Source organism: Ornithinibacillus bavariensis (assembly GCF_050433565.1).
In the GTDB taxonomy this organism is placed as follows: Bacteria; Bacillota; Bacilli; order Bacillales; family Amphibacillaceae; genus Ornithinibacillus; species Ornithinibacillus bavariensis.
In genome coordinates this window covers 116,816-136,091 of record NZ_JBNPWZ010000003.1, presented here as the reverse complement: position 1 = coordinate 136,091, position 19,276 = coordinate 116,816, and the positions used below count along the sequence as shown (strand labels likewise).

24 protein-coding genes and 1 other annotated feature are annotated in these 19,276 nt (G+C 36.6%); of the genes, 22 read left to right on the top strand and 2 right to left on the bottom strand.

Annotated features, from left to right (window positions below):
• The 21 genes from minC (at position 1) to yajC (ending at position 16,737) form a co-directional block, all read left to right on the top strand.
• Positions 1–693: a septum site-determining protein MinC gene (minC, locus tag HNR27_RS07505; protein WP_429339292.1), complete on the top strand. Its 693-nt coding sequence runs from the start codon at positions 1–3 to the stop codon at positions 691–693.
• Positions 686–1,483 (top strand): septum site-determining protein MinD, encoded by a 798-nt coding sequence (gene minD / locus HNR27_RS07500; RefSeq protein ID WP_212921150.1) that lies wholly within the window; start codon positions 686–688, stop codon positions 1,481–1,483. The genes minC and minD overlap by 8 nt, the downstream gene beginning before the upstream one ends.
• A gap of 1,219 nt (positions 1,484–2,702) precedes the next feature.
• Positions 2,703–3,125: a VOC family protein gene (locus tag HNR27_RS07495; protein ID WP_429339291.1), complete on the top strand. Its 423-nt coding sequence runs from the start codon at positions 2,703–2,705 to the stop codon at positions 3,123–3,125.
• A 24-nt stretch (positions 3,126–3,149) separates the two neighbouring features.
• Positions 3,150–3,575 (top strand): GNAT family N-acetyltransferase, encoded by a 426-nt coding sequence (locus HNR27_RS07490; protein ID WP_429339290.1) that lies wholly within the window; start codon positions 3,150–3,152, stop codon positions 3,573–3,575.
• Between the two features lie 465 nt (positions 3,576–4,040).
• The gene (locus HNR27_RS07485) at positions 4,041–4,814 is read left to right on the top strand and encodes a M23 family metallopeptidase (protein WP_212921147.1); all 774 of its coding nucleotides are present in this window, start codon (positions 4,041–4,043) and stop codon (positions 4,812–4,814) included.
• Entirely contained in the window at positions 4,801–5,667 is an 867-nt protein-coding gene (locus HNR27_RS07480; protein ID WP_429339289.1) for a M50 family metallopeptidase, read from the top strand. Before HNR27_RS07485 ends, HNR27_RS07480 begins: the two co-directional genes overlap by 14 nt.
• 69 nt (positions 5,668–5,736) lie before the next feature.
• Positions 5,737–5,811 (top strand) — a sequence feature (ribosomal protein L21 leader region).
• Positions 5,812–5,824: 13 nt separating this feature from the next.
• On the top strand, positions 5,825–6,133 hold the full coding sequence (gene rplU / locus HNR27_RS07475; protein ID WP_212921145.1) for a 50S ribosomal protein L21: 309 nt from the start codon (positions 5,825–5,827) through the stop codon (positions 6,131–6,133).
• 11 nt (positions 6,134–6,144) lie between these two features.
• Positions 6,145–6,474, top strand: coding sequence for a ribosomal-processing cysteine protease Prp (locus HNR27_RS07470; protein WP_429339288.1), 330 nt, complete (start codon positions 6,145–6,147; stop codon positions 6,472–6,474).
• An 11-nt stretch (positions 6,475–6,485) separates the two neighbouring features.
• Positions 6,486–6,776, top strand: coding sequence for a 50S ribosomal protein L27 (gene rpmA / locus HNR27_RS07465; protein ID WP_010098994.1), 291 nt, complete (start codon positions 6,486–6,488; stop codon positions 6,774–6,776).
• A 76-nt stretch (positions 6,777–6,852) separates the two neighbouring features.
• Positions 6,853–7,383, top strand: coding sequence for a Spo0B domain-containing protein (locus HNR27_RS07460; RefSeq protein ID WP_429339287.1), 531 nt, complete (start codon positions 6,853–6,855; stop codon positions 7,381–7,383).
• A gap of 19 nt (positions 7,384–7,402) precedes the next feature.
• Entirely contained in the window at positions 7,403–8,683 is a 1,281-nt protein-coding gene (gene obgE, locus HNR27_RS07455) for a GTPase ObgE (RefSeq protein ID WP_429339286.1), read from the top strand.
• Between the two features lie 288 nt (positions 8,684–8,971).
• A complete protein-coding gene (safA, locus tag HNR27_RS07450; RefSeq protein WP_429339285.1) occupies positions 8,972–9,868 on the top strand; it encodes a SafA/ExsA family spore coat assembly protein in 897 nt (298 codons plus the stop codon).
• Entirely contained in the window at positions 9,865–10,821 is a 957-nt protein-coding gene (locus HNR27_RS07445; RefSeq protein ID WP_429339284.1) for a phosphotransferase, read from the top strand. The genes safA and HNR27_RS07445 overlap by 4 nt, the downstream gene beginning before the upstream one ends.
• Before the next feature lie 29 nt (positions 10,822–10,850).
• The gene (gene nadE / locus HNR27_RS07440; RefSeq protein WP_429339283.1) at positions 10,851–11,588 is read left to right on the top strand and encodes an NAD(+) synthase; all 738 of its coding nucleotides are present in this window, start codon (positions 10,851–10,853) and stop codon (positions 11,586–11,588) included.
• 58 nt (positions 11,589–11,646) lie between these two features.
• On the top strand, positions 11,647–12,210 hold the full coding sequence (locus HNR27_RS07435) for a YhcN/YlaJ family sporulation lipoprotein (protein WP_429339282.1): 564 nt from the start codon (positions 11,647–11,649) through the stop codon (positions 12,208–12,210).
• Positions 12,211–12,378: 168 nt separating this feature from the next.
• A complete protein-coding gene (ruvA, locus tag HNR27_RS07430) occupies positions 12,379–12,990 on the top strand; it encodes a Holliday junction branch migration protein RuvA (protein ID WP_429339281.1) in 612 nt (203 codons plus the stop codon).
• A 15-nt stretch (positions 12,991–13,005) separates the two neighbouring features.
• A complete protein-coding gene (gene ruvB, locus HNR27_RS07425) occupies positions 13,006–14,010 on the top strand; it encodes a Holliday junction branch migration DNA helicase RuvB (protein WP_212921301.1) in 1,005 nt (334 codons plus the stop codon).
• Positions 14,007–14,204, top strand: a complete 198-nt coding sequence (locus HNR27_RS07420; protein ID WP_212921136.1) for a DUF2905 domain-containing protein — start codon at positions 14,007–14,009, stop codon at positions 14,202–14,204. Before ruvB ends, HNR27_RS07420 begins: the two co-directional genes overlap by 4 nt.
• A 24-nt stretch (positions 14,205–14,228) precedes the next feature.
• On the top strand, positions 14,229–15,257 hold the full coding sequence (queA, locus tag HNR27_RS07415; protein ID WP_429339280.1) for a tRNA preQ1(34) S-adenosylmethionine ribosyltransferase-isomerase QueA: 1,029 nt from the start codon (positions 14,229–14,231) through the stop codon (positions 15,255–15,257).
• Between the two features lie 15 nt (positions 15,258–15,272).
• Positions 15,273–16,415: a tRNA guanosine(34) transglycosylase Tgt gene (gene tgt, locus HNR27_RS07410; protein ID WP_429339279.1), complete on the top strand. Its 1,143-nt coding sequence runs from the start codon at positions 15,273–15,275 to the stop codon at positions 16,413–16,415.
• Positions 16,416–16,476: 61 nt separating this feature from the next.
• Entirely contained in the window at positions 16,477–16,737 is a 261-nt protein-coding gene (gene yajC, locus HNR27_RS07405; RefSeq protein WP_212921133.1) for a preprotein translocase subunit YajC, read from the top strand.
• Positions 16,738–16,821: 84 nt separating this feature from the next.
• Here yajC and HNR27_RS07400 read toward each other — a convergent pair whose 3' ends face one another.
• Positions 16,822–17,199: a TIGR04086 family membrane protein gene (locus HNR27_RS07400; RefSeq protein WP_212921132.1), complete on the bottom strand. Its 378-nt coding sequence runs from the start codon at positions 17,197–17,199 to the stop codon at positions 16,822–16,824.
• Positions 17,200–17,280: 81 nt separating this feature from the next.
• On the bottom strand, positions 17,281–18,837 hold the full coding sequence (spoVB, locus tag HNR27_RS07395) for a stage V sporulation protein B (RefSeq protein WP_429339278.1): 1,557 nt from the start codon (positions 18,835–18,837) through the stop codon (positions 17,281–17,283).
• Positions 18,838–18,955: 118 nt separating this feature from the next.
• Here spoVB and HNR27_RS07390 point away from each other — a divergent pair, with 118 nt between their 5' ends.
• On the top strand, positions 18,956–19,255 hold the full coding sequence (locus HNR27_RS07390; RefSeq protein WP_212921131.1) for a post-transcriptional regulator: 300 nt from the start codon (positions 18,956–18,958) through the stop codon (positions 19,253–19,255).
• Positions 19,256–19,276: the final 21 nt, after the last annotated feature.

Below are 19,276 nucleotides of genomic sequence, written 5' to 3'. Positions count from 1 at the left end.
TTGCAAGAAACAAAACAAAAAAACTATGTGACGATTAAAGGAACTAGAGATGGACTTACACTTTTTATCGATGATCGCTGTTCATTTACAGATGCGTGTAGGGAATTAGTTGATAAACTTTCCGTCAATATTGTACAAAAGGACGAGCCCGTTGTGCCAGTTACCGTGAAGCTTGGTAATCGCTTTATATATGAAGATCAAAAGAAACAATTAGAGGAAATTATCACCAAAGATAATCATTTTACCGTCCAATCATTAGATTCAAATGTTATATTACGTGACGAGGCACTAGCCTTTTTAGATGACACAGAAGTTAAAGTAATAACCCGTATAGTTCGCTCTGGCCAAGTATTAGAAATCAAGGGAGATTTGCTATTAATAGGTGATGTGAATCCTGGTGGAAAAGTAGTTTCTACAGGAAACATTTATATTATGGGGAGTTTACATGGCGTTGCTCATGCCGGTGTAAATGGTGACCGAAACGCGATTATAGCTGCTTCCTATATGAATCCTAGTCAGCTTCGAATTGCAGATCATATTAGTCGTGCACCAGATTATGAGTCTGATGGAGTATATATGGAATGCGGTCTCATTGATGATGAAAAAGATAAAATAGTGATTGATAGAATACAAGTTTTGGCACATAAGCGTAAGAGCTTAAATCGGTTTGAAAGGAGACTAATCAATGGGTGAGGCAATTGTTATAACATCAGGTAAAGGTGGGGTTGGTAAAACAACTACCACTGCTAATATTGGAACTTCATTAGCTTTAATGGATAAAAAGGTTTGTTTGATTGATACAGATATCGGTCTTCGAAATCTTGATGTTGTAATGGGTCTAGAAAACCGTATTGTATACGACATTGTCGACGTAGTACAAGGTCGTTGCAAATTAAAGCAAGCCTTAATTAAGGACAAGCGCTTTGAATATTTATCCCTGCTTCCTGCTGCGCAAACAAGTGATAAATCAGCTGTTACACCAGAAGGAATGCGCGAAATCATAAAAGAGTTGAAAACAGAGTATGATTATATTATTATCGATTGTCCTGCTGGTATTGAACAGGGATTTCAAAATGCAGTCGCAGGGGCAGATAAAGCAATCGTAGTTACCACCCCAGAGAAATCTAGTGTTCGTGATGCCGATCGAATTATCGGTTTATTAGAAAAGGAAGATATGGATGCACCTACTTTAATAATTAACCGAATTCGTAAGCATATGATGAAAAATGGGGATATGTTAGAGATTGATGAAATCGTTCAAATCCTTTCGATTGACCTAATTGGTATTGTATTAGACGATGATGAAGTTATTAAAGCATCTAATCATGGTGAGCCTGTTGCCTTTCAACCAAATACGAAAGCATCCATTGCTTACCGAAATATTGCTAGAAGAATCCTCGGTGAATCCGTGCCATTACAGTCTCTAGATGACGAAACTGGTATGTTCCAAAAGGTTAAGAGATTTTTTGGGATTAGGAGTTAGTTGGATTATAGCGTATTTCTTAACAGTTTCGTTTTATTGGATATAATTAGAAATTACTATATGAACAGAGTTCTAAACGATATTGATTTAGAACTCTGTTTTTTGTTTGTTAACAAAAGGATATATCGGTTTTCTGCTTTTTTGTATATGTATTACGAGATAAGTATTAGTCTTACAAAATACATAGTGCTTACACCAGCACTATCGTCCAGACTGCAAAGAACAAGCTAGGGGCAAAAATGAAGAAATCGGATGGATTTAGAATTGGCCTTATCGCTGTCTATGTACATTGCTTTAGCTGATTCTAAGACTACTTGCAACGCTACAATTATTAGGGTTAACTATACTGACTTTATGGGTAAAATATAAATAGGTCAATGACCAAACTAGGAAAAGTCAATAGACATTTTTTAATGGAATAGGTATAATAAAAGTAGACAAGCCATACTAATTAAATAACCGAGAATGCAGCAACATTCTCGGTTAGCATGATAGTAGATGTTCAGGTGGATTTCCCTCTGGACGAAGCAGAAAGAACCCCACCCTTATTTTGATTTAGCGGTCAAAAGGGTGGGGTTCATCGTTTATCAGTAAAGTCTTTTACTAATTGTCTAATGAAGTCTAACAGCTTTAACAAAAATGCTCCAGCTGCGAAAAGTACTGTTAATAGTAACAATACTAATTCTAACTCCATTGGCATCCCTCCTTTCACCATAATCGGTTTCCAGAGGGAAGCGAAATACCCCACCCGTACAACTATACCATGCTTGTCTTTATTTTATCTTATAGATATTTAATGGCAAGTTATTTCATTTAATTATTTAACATATCATTATCTGTAAAGTTGAACATGCTCTTCTTCGATATCGCTATCACCTAAAAGTAAACTTCTGAACCATTTTTTACATTTACTCCAAAAATTGTAACATAATGCCTAGATTGTTAAATAACTAGGCGTTATGTAATATAATGGAACTAATGATTATTCCACAAAAGAAGGTGAATAAACGAGTAAAGACAGAAAAGAATTGCTGTTGTTTTTAGTAGTTTTGCTGTTTATTAGTCTTATCTTTAATTATAAGTTTTATAAAACCAGTCATGAATGAAGCAATCCTTATACCATTTATATAAATGAGTTCATAAGTATAATGCTTTACTTGGCTTGTCTCTGATTGGTTTCTTATTTGGGATACATAAAATTATTATTAGGAGGTATGTAATGGAACCGCGAATCTCAGTTTTAACTTTAGGTGTAGATGATTTAGAAAGGTCATTGAAATTCTACAAGGATGGACTTGGATTACCTACAGAGGGGATAGTAGGTCAAGAGTTTGAACACGGTGCAGTAGCTTTTTTTGAATTACAATCAGGGCTAAAACTAGCTATATGGAAGCGTAAGGACAAAGCCCATGATACAAGTATAAATCAGTCACTGAAAAGTCCAACTGAATTTACGATTGGTCATAATGTGGGTAGTAAAGAAGAGGTTGATCTAGTAATGGAACAGGCTAGAAAGGCTGGTGCAGATATTACAGTTCCAGCACATGATACCTTTTGGGGAGGATATTCTGGATATTTCCAAGACCCTGACGGACATTTATGGGAAGTAGTTTGGAATCCAGCTTGGGAAATTACTGAGTGAGAAAAGTATTAAGGGGGATTCCATTTGAGCGTGGAAATTAAGACTTCTACAGATAGACCAATAAAAGCAATAGAGTTAATGAGACTTTATCGAGATGTTGGTTGGTGGGAAAATAGAAATGAACACGATATTGAACAAATGTTAAAACGAGAAATAACTGTTGGTGCATGGGAAGATGATGTTCTAGTGGGTTTTGCCAGGTCTATTTCGGACGGTAAATTTAGGGCTTATGTTGAAGATGTTGTTATACAAACAGAATATCAAAAGCTTGGTATTGGTAGGAAGTTAATATTGCAATTGTTAAAGGAACTTTCTCATATTGATGTAATTAGTTTGTTTTGTGAAGCGGATTTAATCCCGTTTTACGAGAAAAATCAGTTTAAATTTAGCAATTCTCAAGTTGTCATGCATAGAAATGCCTCATTAACCGTCATGGGGAATAACGAGTAGACTCTGAAAAGGTGGAGCTTTTAAAAAACAAATGTAAATCGTTGAATGAAAATATTTTTTTAATGAATTCTAAATTTAAATTCTGATTGGAGTAACTATTATGGAAAGTAATACAGAGCAATAAATAATAAGTGAGCTAAAGAATATAAATAAATCATTACAGACGATGAATGAGAAAATCGATGCTATTGATAAGGGCGGTAAACCAGCCTTTAATTTATGGGAAATTATAAGGTCTTTGTTAATAGGAGTATGTATTGTAGGTCCTGGATTAGCAGTTGCAATTGTTGTTTTTCAAGTTATTTACAGTTGGTTATTTAACTGAATCATGATAGAAGATAGTAAGGGCCCTCTTATTAAATGAAGTTTAATTGTTTATTAACTATTCTCATACTACTAAATACATATCTTGTCCGCTTTCTTCATACAATTGTAAAAACGTTTAATGAAGGAATGTGAGGGCGTATGAAGAAAGATATTAAGGATGTTCGCCGTGCCATAAGTGAACGGAAGAAGTCACGCGGGCTACCAAATAAAACAAGACATAAAAATTTTAGTACCATCATGCCGGTTTTACCGCAGGATGAAGAAAAACATGGGTATTATCCTGACTTTCTTGATCCATCCGCATCTAATCAAAGAAATAGTAAAGTAGTAACTGGTATTATTTTTAAAGGGATATTATCGGTTATGTTATTCTTTTCCGTTGCAATTGTTCTCCAAAACGATGCGGATTTTCTTTCGAAGCCAAAGAAGTGGGCATATCACGCACTAACTGAAGAATTCCCATTTGCATCCACTTATGAATGGTACAAGGATGCATTTGGAACACCGCTGGCATTTTCACCAAATAATGAAAAGCAAGAAGCAGAGAAAGTAGCTTTAGTATTACCAGTATCAGGTAATGTTACAGAGACATTCCAAACAAATGGGAGAGGGATTAAGATTGCTCCTGCTGATACTGCTCCAGTTTCGGCATTAAGGGATGGTGTTGTTATTTTTGCAGGAAAGGATCGCAATACCAAGAAAACAGTTGTAGTTCAACATGCGGATGGAACCACTTCAACCTATGGGTACTTAAGCTCCATTGATGTTCATTTATATCAAATAATTGATGCGCAACAGCGAATCGGTGAATTTGCACCATCTGAGGATAATGAAACCCTTTATTTTGCAATTGAGAAAGACAATGAATATATCGATCCAGTTCAGGTGGTTGAAGTCGATGACAATCCGTAAACTGCTACCACCGATACATATCCATCCAATCCTGCTTATTTTTATGGTTATTTCGTTTTTTACGGGTACCTTTGTAGAATTATTCATCATTCTAGTCATAGTTCTAATCCATGAGCTTGGGCATTATATAGCAGCAGCTCTATTCAAATGGCGAATTAGAAAGGTAATGCTTTGGATCTTTGGTGGAGTTATGGACACGGATGAACACGGAACAAGGCCACTCAGGGAAGAATTTTTCGTAACTATTGCAGGACCTCTTCAGCATTTCGTTATATATGGAATGGTATTAATTGGTTCAGCTCTAGCGTTTGTTCCAGCCGCAATGGTGGAGAAGATATTATTTTATAATACAATCATTTTGGTATTTAATTTGCTGCCAATATGGCCATTAGACGGTGGAAAACTGTTATTTTTTTTGCTTTCAATTAAATTACCATTTCGAAAGGCATATCACATTATGATTATGCTTTCTATCGTATTAACATTAGTTGTTATTTTGTTGCAGTTCGTTTTCTATTCATTCACATTGAGTGCTTTCTTGTTGATGATCTTTTTGTTATTGGAAAATCGTTCAGAATGGAAAAAAAAGCACTATGTTTTTATTCGATTTCTGCTTAATAGGTATAAGGGTGAACAGTGGATAAAAGACGTAAGACCGATAACGGTACCTGCACAATATTCTCTCATGGATGTTTTCATCCAATTTAAACGGGATTATAAACACCCAATTTATGTTCAAATGCCTAATAATACACGTCTTTACATTGATGAAGCGGATTGCTTGCAAAGCTATTTTTATGATAAAAATTATGATTTGACAATCGGCGAGATTGCTATGTTTCATGCTAGCTAGAAAAATAGCAAGGAAGCTTGACAAATAGTAATCGAACATGATAACATTTGTATGTTATTCATCGTAGCACCCGTGCTACAACCGCACAGAACAGGTTTTTAAAACTCGAAGTTAGTTACCTGTATGGCGAGTCTGAGTTAATTAAGGAGGTGCAGTTATGTACGCTATTATCGAAACAGGTGGTAAGCAAGTTAAAGTTGAAGAAGGCCAAGTAGTTTACGTGGAAAAAGTTACAGCTGACGTGAATGAAACTGTTACTTTTGACAAAGTTCTTTTCGTAGGTGGAGCAGACGTTAAAGTTGGTTCTCCTTATGTGGAAGGTGCTACTGTTACGGCTAAAGTTGAAAAACACGGCCGTCAAAAGAAAGTTACTGTATTCAAGTTTAAAGCTAAGAAAAACTACCACAAGAAACAAGGTCATCGTCAACCATACACAAAACTAGTGATTGAAAAAATCAACCAATAAGGGTTTAAACCATGATTAAGGTTACTGTATACCGAGATAATAATCAAATAAAGTCCTTTGAGTTATCTGGACATGCAGAAAGTGGTCCCTATGGATATGACTTAGTTTGTGCTGGAGTATCCGCAGTTTCCTTTGGCGCAGTAAATGCTGTACTTAAGATGACGGATATTGAATTAGAAATCGAACAAGGTCATGAGGGTGGTTATCTTCGTGTGTCTATTCCAGATTCTGTAGATGAAGGATTAATGGAAAGAGCACAGCTCTTGTTCGAGGGTATGATTGTTTCACTGGAAACTATTGAACGTGACTATAATCAATTTATTACAATTCAAAGTAAATAGGAGGTGCTCTTATGCTACGTCTAGATTTACAGTTCTTCGCATCTAAAAAAGGTGTTGGTAGTACAAAGAACGGTCGTGACTCAGAGTCCAAACGTCTTGGTGCTAAACGTGCTGATGGACAATTTGTAACTGGTGGATCTATTTTATATCGTCAACGCGGTACTAAAATCTATCCAGGTGAAAACGTTGGCCGTGGTGGAGATGACACGCTTTATGCAAAAATCGACGGTGTTGTAAAATTTGAACGCTATGGTCGTGACCGCAAAAAAGTTAGTGTTTACCCAGTTGCTCAAGAAGCATAATATTACCGAACAAAAACTCCAATCAATTTAGTGGTTGGAGTTTTTTTGATATAATTCATGGTAATGGGGGGATATTGTGGAGAGTAAAGATATCATTCAACTATTACGTTTACAACGACATGATTTAATGAATGATTTGCAAATAGTTCATGGCTATTTAAGTATGGGTAAAATTGATAAAGTTAAGATGAAGGTAAATGATATTTTGGAAGCTTTTCATCAAGAAAGATTACTTATGAATATGAACTGTCCTAATTTTGCATTATGGCTCTTGCAATTAAACTGGAAACAACCCAACATACGTTTTAATTATCTTCTACATAGTATAAATCAAGATTTATCTCATATTGACAATACATTGACTTCAGTTGGTATGACATTTGTTGATATACTGACAATGGCAGTTAGTAATCAAGAGGAACTTGTAGAAGGGACTATTGAGATAAATGTGATTAGTTCATCAATCGAACTGGTGATAACTATCCAAGCGTGCGCTATAAATAAGAATGCATTTAAAGTAGGAATTAATAACAAAATAGATAATGTTTCTATCCATGAGAATAACACGAATGAAACGATTATCTGTACATTTACATTTCCTGCCTAATGATATGAGGTGAAAAAATATGTTTGTCGATCAAGTCAGTGTGTATGTAAAAGCTGGTGACGGAGGGAATGGGCTTGTTGCTTACCGTCGTGAAAAGTATGTCCCTTTAGGTGGTCCTGCCGGAGGAGATGGTGGAGACGGCGGAGATGTTGTTTTTAAAGTGGATGAGGGTCTTAATACGTTAATGGACTTCCGCTATAACCGACACTTTAAAGCAAAACGTGGGGAGAACGGGATGAGTAAAAATCAGCATGGTAGAAATGCTTCCCCGCTAACCGTTTCAGTACCACCTGGAACTACTGTTATCGATGAGGATACCAATCAAGTAATTGCAGATTTAACTGTCCATGGTCAAGAAGCTGTAATTGCAAGAGGTGGCCGAGGGGGTAGAGGTAATTCACGTTTTGCGACCCCAAGAAATCCAGCACCTGATTTTGCTGAAAATGGGGAACCAGGTGAAGAGCGTAATATTAAGGTAGAATTAAAATTAATCGCTGATGTAGGATTAGTGGGCTTTCCTAGTGTTGGGAAATCAACTTTTTTATCCGTAGTTAGTGCAGCAAAGCCAAAGATTGCTGACTACCATTTCACTACTTTAGCTCCAAATTTAGGCGTGGTTGATACTGGAGATGGTCGAAGCTTTGTTTTAGCTGATTTACCAGGTCTAATAGAGGGCGCTCACGAGGGAGTCGGACTGGGACATCAATTTTTAAGGCATGTTGAACGAACAAGGGTAATTATCCATGTAATTGATATGGCAGGAACAGAAGGTCGTGACCCTTTTGAGGATTATCAGAAGATTAATAATGAATTAAGAGAATATGATGAGAAACTTATGAATAGACCACAGGTGATTGCAGCAAATAAAATGGATATGCCTGATGCAGAAGAGAATCTAAAAAAGTTTAAGGAACAAATAGAAGATGATATACCAGTATTTCCGATTTCAACATTAACCAAATCTGGACTTCGAGATTTACTTTATACAGTGGCAGACCTATTGGAAAAAATTCCAAAGAACACAGATGAGATAGAGGATACAGATGAAACCGTAGTTTATCGATATCAAAAAGAAGACAAAGGCTTTGAAATTAGTCGAGATGATGACGGTGCATTTGTACTAACAGGTCCACGTATCGAGAAATTGTTCAAAATGACCGACTTTAATCGTGATGAAGCTGTTCGACGTTTTGCTAGACAGATGCGTACGATGGGTGTAGATGATGAACTCCGTAAACGAGGAGCAGAAGACGGGGACACAATCCGTATTTTACAATTTGAATTTGAGTTTGTTGAATAGTTATATATAAAAGAGCCGTTTCCTATTGGAAAACGGTCTTTTTTGTGTTTAGGGCAATTTATTCTTCTAGTCTAAACTGCCTCAAACTACAGTAGGTAATAACGGATAGCTCTTATCAATACCTAGTAATTTTTAAAAAGGTCGTAAACTGACAAACATCACTCCCCATTGTTTTATCTCCATACAAGTTTTCTAATATTATGGTTCAACATTTAGAACAGTTTTGCATATCTTGGTAAAGAGTGATTCTAGCCTAGAATTTTGAAGTGAAAGGAGTTCGAATAAACGTTGAAGATTCATGTAGTACAAAAAGGAGATACATTGTGGGAACTGTCTAAGAAGTATGGGGTAGATTTTGGGGAATTAAAACAGGTTAACTCGCACCTATCTGCTCCGGATATGTTAATGCCAGGTATGAAAATTCGTATTCCAACTACAGCTAAAGCCGTAAAAAAGGAAGGCATGGTTAAAGAAGTAAAAAAAGAACATGTGGAACACCCGTATATGAATATTTCACCAAAGCCTCTACCAGTAATAAAAGAGGATCATGTAAAGAAAGAAGTACAAGTACAGCCTGTAATGCCACTACCACAAATGCCACAAGTACCGCAAATGACCTTGCCTCCAATTATCCAACAACCTACCTTGGAAACAACTGAATTAAACACGTATATGACTTTTAATTTTGAAGAATCATCATCTGAAGAAAGTCATTCTCCAAAGCATGTAAAACATAAAGAAAAACCGAAGAAGCATAAACCTAAACATCAACCAATGCAGCAACCTGTATTTCATCATATGGCATATCCAATGCATATGATACCATGTTTCCCGGTAAATCCTTGCTGTGGAGGAATGCACTTTTCACATCATCTCTTCCCGATGTATCATCCACATCTTGCTCATCTAGGTATGGGCTATCCAGCACCTATGATGTATGGGGCTGAAGCAGATTGTGGATGTGGAGGAGGAGCAGCTGATTATCCACCAATGTTAACAACTATGCCCCCTATGGGTACCGGTACAGAGATGAACTTTCCGACACAAGTAGAGGGTATGCAAAATATTCCTACACAAGCCAATACGATGTTCCCATACATGCCTGATTGGCAGATGGGTGGCTATCCTACCCCTCCTGGATTTGGTGGATATAGGGATGAAGAGAAGGAAGAATCATCCGATTGAGGAAACAGTTAAGCAGAGACGATAATCACTACGATCGTCTCTCTTCTTTTTTACTTTGGGAGGGAAACTTAGAAATAAAGAAGCTTCACCAAATTAAGCGAAACATATATTATTTGGAAGCTAATACAGGAAAACAATATATTCTAAAAGGGCATTCAAATTTATTGAATATGAGGCAACAATGGGATTTTTTTAACAAGGCTAAATCAAAATCAATCGTGCCTTTTGTTCGCTTTCCAAATGGAAAAAAAGAAATTTTAACAGGTACGAATTATGGTTGGACAATATCTCCTTATATCACTGGAAGAAAATTAAACTATCAGCACCCTGGAGACCGACTGTTAGCTGTTTCTACTATAAAAAAATTTCATCAAGATGCAAAAAATATAACCGTTAAGAATCCGATTAAAAAGCAACTATTTTATAGAAGATGGCATGTAAGGTTAAATAAATTTTTGGAAACAGAGTATATTTTTCAAAAGTATGGCTATGAGAATTTATTTCGAGATATTGTATGGATGATGAACCGTTATTTAGATATTGTATCAACCTATTCTTGGAATCACGATCAAAAGGAAGCTGAAATAGAGGGAAGATGGGTTCATGGGGATGTTGCTTCCCATAACTTTATTCATAATGAGCGGACAGTTCTAATTGATTTTGATCTACTGCATTGTACGACACAGCTTTATGATTTTATTCAATTAGGACAACGATTTCTGCCGAATATAAATTGGAAGCTTGACCGTTTATTACAATACAATATGGCGTCAGAAAGGGAATTAGCGAAATTTTTATATTCAGTATTTATCCCAAGTGATGTGTTAAGGGAATGGATGCATTATTTGAAAAGCAAACGAAGACTTAGTGTCAGCTCCTATTTACAAACAATGGAAGAGGAATGGATAAAGCGTAAAGAATTTTTAAATACCTCCAAGGTCATGCTAAAATAAAGTGTAGATTTGATAAAGGAGCGATTATTGTGGAACAGACGGTATCAGAGATAGTGGAATGGTTACAGCAACAAGTTAAAGCAGCTGGTGCAAAAGGATTATTAGTAGGTGTTAGTGGTGGTATTGATTCTGCGGTTGTGGCAAACTTAATAAAAAGAGCTTTTCCAGAAAATTCATTAGGTGTTATTATGCCACTGAATAGTGATCCAGAAGGAATGAAGCATGCGGAGAAGGTTATTGATACATGTGGAATGAATGGTCTTACTGTTGACTTGACGAATACACATACCATATTATTCTCTTCAATTAAAGAACAATTAGGCGATAATTTTCATGAGGAGAATGGTCGTTTAGCAGATGCTAATCTAAGAGCAAGACTTAGAATGAGTACACTTTATACGATAGCTACCAATTATAATTATTTAGTAGTTGGTACAGATAATGCTGCAGAATGGTATACAGGTTATTTTACAAAATACGGTGATGGAGGAGTTGACATCTTACCGTTAGTTGAGTTTACCAAGACCGAGGTTCGCGAAATGGCGGCATATCTTGAAGTACCTGAAGAAGTAATTCAGAAGAAACCAAGTGCAGACTTATGGGCGGGGCAAACGGATGAGGCGGAAATGGGCACTTCCTATAATACAATTGATGCTTACTTGAAGGGTGAAACAATCCCTGAACAAGATAAAGCAATTATTGAGAAATTGCATCGAAGGTCAGAGCATAAACGAAACCCTCTTCCACATTTTAAACGGAAAGGTTAATATATCCTGTTTAAATAACCTCTCTTTAAGCAAACTAGCTTTAAGGGAGGTTTAATATATGCGAGGAAAATTAATGGTTATCTTACTATGTACTGGATTAACTTCAGCTTGCGGAAATAACAATACAGAACAAGGAACAAGCGATCCGAAAGAAATAAAACAGTTTCAGTCTGTGAATTATGAAACACCAAGAGAACAAAAGAATCGTTTGGATAATGATAAAACGATAGGTGAACGTGGTGGTTACCCACGGAGCGAGCAGCCAGGAATTAATGTTGGTGATGAGAACACATCCCATCAGAATGAAGACCGTTATTCCAATGAAAAGACCCGTTTAATATCGAAATATTTGAAAGAAAGAAAAGACATTGTGCAGGCACAGGTAAGTGAGACTGATGATCGGATTATCGTTGGAGTTATTACTCCCAATCCGAATCAAAATGAAAATCCTAATCTGCACAAAGAAATCGAAAAAGATGTACGACGGGTAGAACCAAACAAGGATATCGTTGTCTATGTAGATAAAATATATTGGAATCAAATGAGGAATATGAATAGCCGTCCTAATAACATGAATCGCGATATCCAGGAAAAATTAAATGATTTTTTTGGTAATGATTAAGCCTTTGTATCTTTGCAAAGGCTTTTTATGATGTGATTACTTATAATAAAGATGGGTAAGCAAAGGAAATAACGTACCCTCTCCTTACAAAGGCTTAACTAGTACCTACCGGGCTTTTCTTATGGTATTATGTTACAATAGTAAAAGGATTAAATGGGAGAGAAGAAGATGTTTGCATATATCAGGGGACAGTTGGTCTCCATTCAAGATGAATCGATTGTGATGGATGTAAATGGATTAGGGTATGAAGTAATTTGTCCAAATCCTTTTATATATCAGGATTCCTTAAACAAGGAATTGCTTATACATACATATTTTCATGTTCGTGAGGATGCTCAACTACTGTATGGTTTTAAAAATGAAGACCAAAAATATTTATTTACAAGATTATTATCTGTTTCAGGAATAGGGCCAAAGGGAGCACTAGCCATTTTGGCAGGGGTAAATATCCCGGAATTTGTTGCAGCAGTAGAAAGAGAAGACGATAAATTCCTCACAAGCTTCCCAGGTGTTGGAAAGAAGACCGCAAGACAGATTATTTTAGATTTAAAAGGGAAATTAACCAATACATTTACTGTTTCTGTAGATGCAGAAGAAAACTATGTTTCACCGACTACAGAGCGTGTGGAATTAAAAGAAGCGTTGGAAGCCTTAAAAGCTTTGGGGTATATGGATAGAGAGATTAAGTCCATTCTCCCTCAATTAAAGAAGGGAATCGAACAATCAGCTAATACAGATGAGATTATTCGTAAAGCATTAAGCTTATTAATGAAAAAGTAAGAAGGGGGCAAAATGATGGATGAGCGAATGGTTACTAGTGAATTACATAGTGAAGAGTCCGTAGTAGAACTTAGTTTGCGCCCCTCAACATTACGTCAATATATCGGACAAGACAAGGTAAAGGAAAACCTAAAGATATTTATTCAAGCAGCTAAAATGCGAAATGAACCGCTTGATCATGTATTATTGTATGGACCACCAGGGCTTGGTAAAACAACCTTAGCAGCTATTATTGCAAATGAAATGGAAGTACAGTTTCGATCTACATCTGGACCTGCAATAGATAGAGCTGGGGATCTAGCTGCCATTCTTACTTCCTTAGAGGCAGGGGATGTATTATTTATTGATGAAATTCATCGATTACCCCGTTCTGTCGAAGAAGTGTTATACTCAGCTATGGAAGATTTTTTTATCGATATTGTCATTGGAACCGGTCCAAGTGCAAGATCTGTTCGAATTGATTTACCTCCGTTTACACTTGTAGGGGCGACAACTAGGGCAGGCCTGCTTTCCGCACCTTTACGTGATCGTTTCGGTGTATTGAGTCGACTAGAATATTATGAGACAAAGGACTTGTGTGCAATTGTTGAGCGGACAGCAGAGATATTTGAAACAAAAATATCTCTAGAAGCGGCAGTAGAAATAGCACGCCGCTCAAGAGGAACTCCGAGAATTGCCAATCGATTGCTTCGCCGTATTCGTGATATTTCGCAAGTGAAGGGTGAAAATGAAATTAGTATAGAAACAACGAAGACAGCGTTAAACATGCTGCAAGTAGATGAAGCTGGACTTGACCATATTGATCATAAGCTCTTAAAGGGAATTATTGATGGGTTTAAAGGTGGTCCTGTGGGCTTAGATACGATTGCAGCAACAATTGGGGAAGAGTCGCAAACGATTGAGGATGTATACGAACCATATTTGCTACAGATAGGATTTATCCAACGAACACCTCGGGGAAGAGTAGTTACGCATAAAGCATACAACCATTTTGGGGTGAAAGTGAATGAAGTGGAATGAATATAGGTAAGCTGTTAATTATAATCGGAATAATTTTTCTTATCATTGGTATTATATGGACATTCATTGGGAGATTACCTGGTGATATTACATTTAAGAAGGGTAATGTCACTTTTTATTTTCCAATCATGACTTCTATCGTTGTTAGCATCATATTATCTCTTATATTCTATATACTAGGAAGATTTCGTTAAACTGATTTAAAGGAGTATTACAGCATGAATATCGAGGATTTTGATTTTGATTTACCAGAAGAATTAATTGCCCAGACCCCGTTAAAAGACCGAAGTGCTTCCAAATTGATGGTGTTACATCGTGATGTTGAGGAAATTGAACATAAGCATTTTACCGATATTAAGAGCTTTTTGAAAAAAGGAGACTGTTTAGTATTAAATAATACAAAGGTGTTACCTGCAAGATTATACGGTATTAAAGAAGATACTGGTGCTAAGGTAGAGGTCCTATTACTGAAACAGGTAGAAGGCGATACATGGGAGGTCTTGGCAAAACCAGCCAAAAGGTTGAAAGAAGGGACCAAGTTAATTTTTGGTGAAGGAAAATTAACGGCTACTTGTACAGAGACCTTGGAGCATGGTGGACGTCTTTTAGATTTTGCATATGATGGCATATTTTATGAAGTGTTGGATGAACTAGGTGAGATGCCACTACCTCCGTATATTAAGGAGCAGCTTCCTGAAAAGGATCGATATCAGACAGTATATGCAAAAGAAGAAGGATCAGCTGCAGCACCTACTGCCGGACTTCATTTTACAGAGCAATTACTAGCGGAAATAAAAGAAATGGGTGTGACAGTTGCTTTTATAACGCTACATGTTGGACTTGGTACATTTCGTCCAGTAAGTGTAGAGAATATTGATGAGCATAAAATGCACTCAGAATTTTACGTGATGACACAAGAAACAGCAGAAACGCTAACGAAAACTAAAGAAAATGGCGGTAGAATTATTTCTGTTGGAACAACTTCCACACGAACCCTTGAAACGATTGCACGTGATAACAACGGGAAATTAGTAGAATCAAGTGGTTGGACCGATATCTTTATTTATCCAGGATTTGAGTTTAAAGCAATTGATGGGTTAATAACTAACTTCCATCTACCTAAATCAACATTAATTATGCTAGTTAGTGCTTTCTCTAATCGCGAGTTTATATTGAAGGCTTACAACGAAGCAGTAAAGGAAAAATATCGCTTCTTTAGTTTTGGAGATGCGATGTTCATTATATAGAAGAGGAAAGATAGCATGACATCACCAATAACATATGAATTAATTAAAACAGATAAACAAACAGGGGCAAGGCTCGGACGAGTTCATACACCACATGGCACCTTTGAAACGCCAATGTTTATGCCTGTTGGTACACTTGCAACTGTAAAAACCATGAGCCCAGAAGACTTACACTCCATGGATGCTAAAATAATTCTTTCTAACACATACCATTTATGGCTTCGGCCTGGAGAGGATATCATTCGTGAAGCAGGAGGGCTTCATAAGTTTATGAACTGGGATGGGGCAATATTAACCGATTCCGGCGGGTTCCAAGTTTTTAGTTTGAGTGATATGCGAGAAATTACCGAGGAAGGTGTACATTTTCGTAATCATTTAAATGGAGACAAACTATTCCTATCACCAGAGAAGGCGATACAAATTCAGAATGCACTTGGTTCAGATATTATGATGGCCTTTGACGAGTGTCCACCATATCCTGCTACACATGAATATATGAAGGCTTCTGTAGAAAGAACTTCTCGATGGGCAGAAAGATGCTTAAATGCACATCAAAGACCTGATGTTCAAGGCTTATTTGGTATTATTCAGGGAGGAGAGTTTGAAGATTTACGTAGACTTAGTGCGAGTGATTTAGTGTCACTTGATTTACCTGGATATGCAGTTGGAGGATTATCAGTAGGTGAGCCCAAAGATGTAATGAATCGAGTGTTAGAGTTTACAACTCCTTTAATGCCTAGCAATAAGCCTCGTTATTTAATGGGAGTTGGCTCTCCAGACTCATTGATTGATGGAGCTATTCGTGGAATTGATATGTTTGATTGTGTTTTACCAACGAGAATTGCCAGAAACGGAACCTGTATGACGTCAACAGGGCGATTAGTGGTTCGCAATGCTAAATATGCCCGTGACTTTGGACCAATTGATGAAAATTGTGATTGCCATGTATGTAAAAATTATACAAGAGCATATATAAGACATTTGATTCGATGCAATGAAACGTTTGGTTTTAGACTTACTACTTATCATAATCTGCATTTTCTGTTAAAATTAATGGAGCAAGTACGACAAGCTATTCGCGAAGATCGACTTGGTGACTTTAAAGAAGAGTTCTTTGAGCAGTACGGATTGAATAAACCGGATGCAAAGAATTTTTAACATGTTTAAAAAGCGATATGCGTTTTTTAAACAATTTGTCTAGAAGGGAGGGACAAGTACTATGGAACAATTAGCAACATTTATACCTTTGATTGCAATGTTTGTGATTTTTTACTTTTTACTAATCCGTCCACAACAGAAACGTCAAAAACAGGTACGACTAATGCAGTCTGAACTGAAAAAAGGCGATGCTGTTGTTACGATTGGTGGATTTCATGGTGTTATCCATGCACTAGATGAGAGCACAGTTGTCCTACAAGCTGGTGACGGTTCAAAACTTACATACGATCGTTCTGCGATTCGCGATGTGAAATCAGTATAAATCACATTAGAGGCTAACCATTATGGTAGCCTCTTTTAAATTTCAAAAAATAGATAGAGATTTCTTATGCTCTTCTCTTTTTAGTTATTCATGATTAGAAGCAATATTGACTCCTATTACACCACCAAATAAAGCGGCTAATATGTAGAATAAATGATAAACAGTTTGCTGCAAAGAGAATCCCACGTGATATCCAAGGTATTGCACGAGAAATGTAAAAACGGTAAATCCTAGGCCAGTAAAAGCACCAATGATCCATCCTTTTTTTCTTCCCTTTGCCCCGGCTACCGCTCCGCCGATGAATAAAGAAATTAATCCTATAACCAATGTTACCCAATCTACTGCAGGTTCGCTAAAACTAGAAAACCGTAATAATAATGCTATCGCCATACCTGAAACAAGAATTAATCCTAATACAACTATCCAACCATAAAGTAAAGCAACAAATTGTTGATTGCGCATTTTTTTCCCCCTAACCAGTAAGTACTTTTATAGTAATCATATTCTCGTCCATCCAAAAGTAGACGAGTTTTTTGATTTATTTTAGCGGAACCATTTTTGAAGGAATGGAAGTTGTTCTAATTCATCCTTTGTAATGAATTTGAGAATGAAAAGAAAGACAATGTAAATTATCGCTAATACGATTAATGCAAGCAGAAAGAGAATTAAATTTGGATCATGGATAATGTAGAAATTATAAATATACTTACCAATAATCCATGTTATAAGAATAAGAGCTATCATCTTACTAACATCTTTAATAGGAATATAGAAATGAATTTCTTTTCGTAATGCTGCTAAATGTAGTAATGTAATTAAGATGACAGATACTGACATGGCAATGGCGACACCCATTATGCCAAAGCTTTCGTTGGAGGCGAGTATAAACAGGACGATGAATTTTACTACAGCACCAATTAGACTATTCCACATCGCTGGCTTAGCTAAATCTAGGGCTTGAAGTGTTGCTTGTAAAGGGGATTGAATATAGAGTAAAATGTAAAAAGGTGCCATAAATACAAGAATTGTACTTGCATTGGCTGTGCCGTACATAAATGTAAGAATCGGTACCGCAAAAATGGTCAAGACGACTGTAGAAATTGCACCAGATGCGAATGATATCCGTATCGCTTGATGAATTCGATAATGGATAAGTTTTTTATTCGATACTGCTTCTGCTTCGGAAATATTTGGTACAAGTGCAATCGAAAGTGATTGCGTTATAAAAGTAGGTAACATTAACAGTGGCAAGACAAAACCCGATAATTCTCCGTATTGCTTCGTTGCTACTACACTGGTAAGTCCAGCTAAAGCTAAGCTATGAGCAACTATAATCGGTTCTAAGAAGTAGGAGAACGAACTAATCATCTTACTTCCTGTACTAGGAAGTGCAATAGAGAATAGTTCCTTTACGGTTTGTTTACTCGATTTTAAGTAAGAGAAAAAACGGTGTCTTAATCGCATGGTTTTCTTTTGTTTAAATTGGTAAATCATATACAAAAGGGAAATAAACTCCCCTAAGATGACACTGAACATTGCTCCTGCGGCAGCGAATTTGATTCCATAAGGGAGAAGTAGGTGAACGAAGAATGCGACACAGCTTATTCGGACTACCTGTTCAATGACCTGTGAAATACTCTGTGGGGTCATGTTTTGCTTACCCTGAAAATATCCACGTAATACGGATGATACGGCAACAATTGGAATAATCGGACTAACAGCAATCAATGGATAAAGTGTTCGGTCATCAGTTAATAGTGTTTTTGCGATAAATGGTGCTGTGAATATCATAATGAATGTAAAAATGACACTTGTAACGGTTGTAATAATAATGGAAACTACTAGAATTCGTTTAATTTTTGCTCGATCATTTTGTGCGTCTGCTTCTGCTACACGCTTTGAGATAGCAACAGGTAAACCAAGCTGAGTAATCGTCATGACTAAGAAAAGTGTTGGGAGCGCCATCATATATAATCCAACACCTTCTTCACCCATTAACCTAGCAACAACTAAACGGTTAATGAAACCTAAGAAGCGAGTGATTAATCCAGCTAATATTAAGATAAGGGTGCCCTGTAAAAATGTTTGTTTCGACAACATTGACGACCTGCCTTCTCAAAAAATAAATTTTCATATACAATGATATATATGCAATTGATGTGGCCAAGCATGACAACTTGTACAAGAACTTTAGATTCTTTCCTGAAGAGGTGATAACTTGGAAGTAATAAAAACAGTAAATGATTGGAAGAAAGAACTAGGATCTGCCTTAAGGAGTAAAGCAGATGAATTCCATATGATGGGATATAAAGAGGCAACAGAAGAAAATATATGGGACTGCCTTGTAAAAAAAGTATGGAAGGGTAATCCAGAAAAGCGTCTCTACGAGGTAATTCAGGATATATTTCACCTACGTTCTAGTATTTATATGAGTTATATAACCGTTGATGCCTATCAGTCCTTCCAAGATGAGGATTTAATGGCGTCTATTCAAGCATTGATGGGTAATAAAACGTAAACTCCGAAATGAATATACATA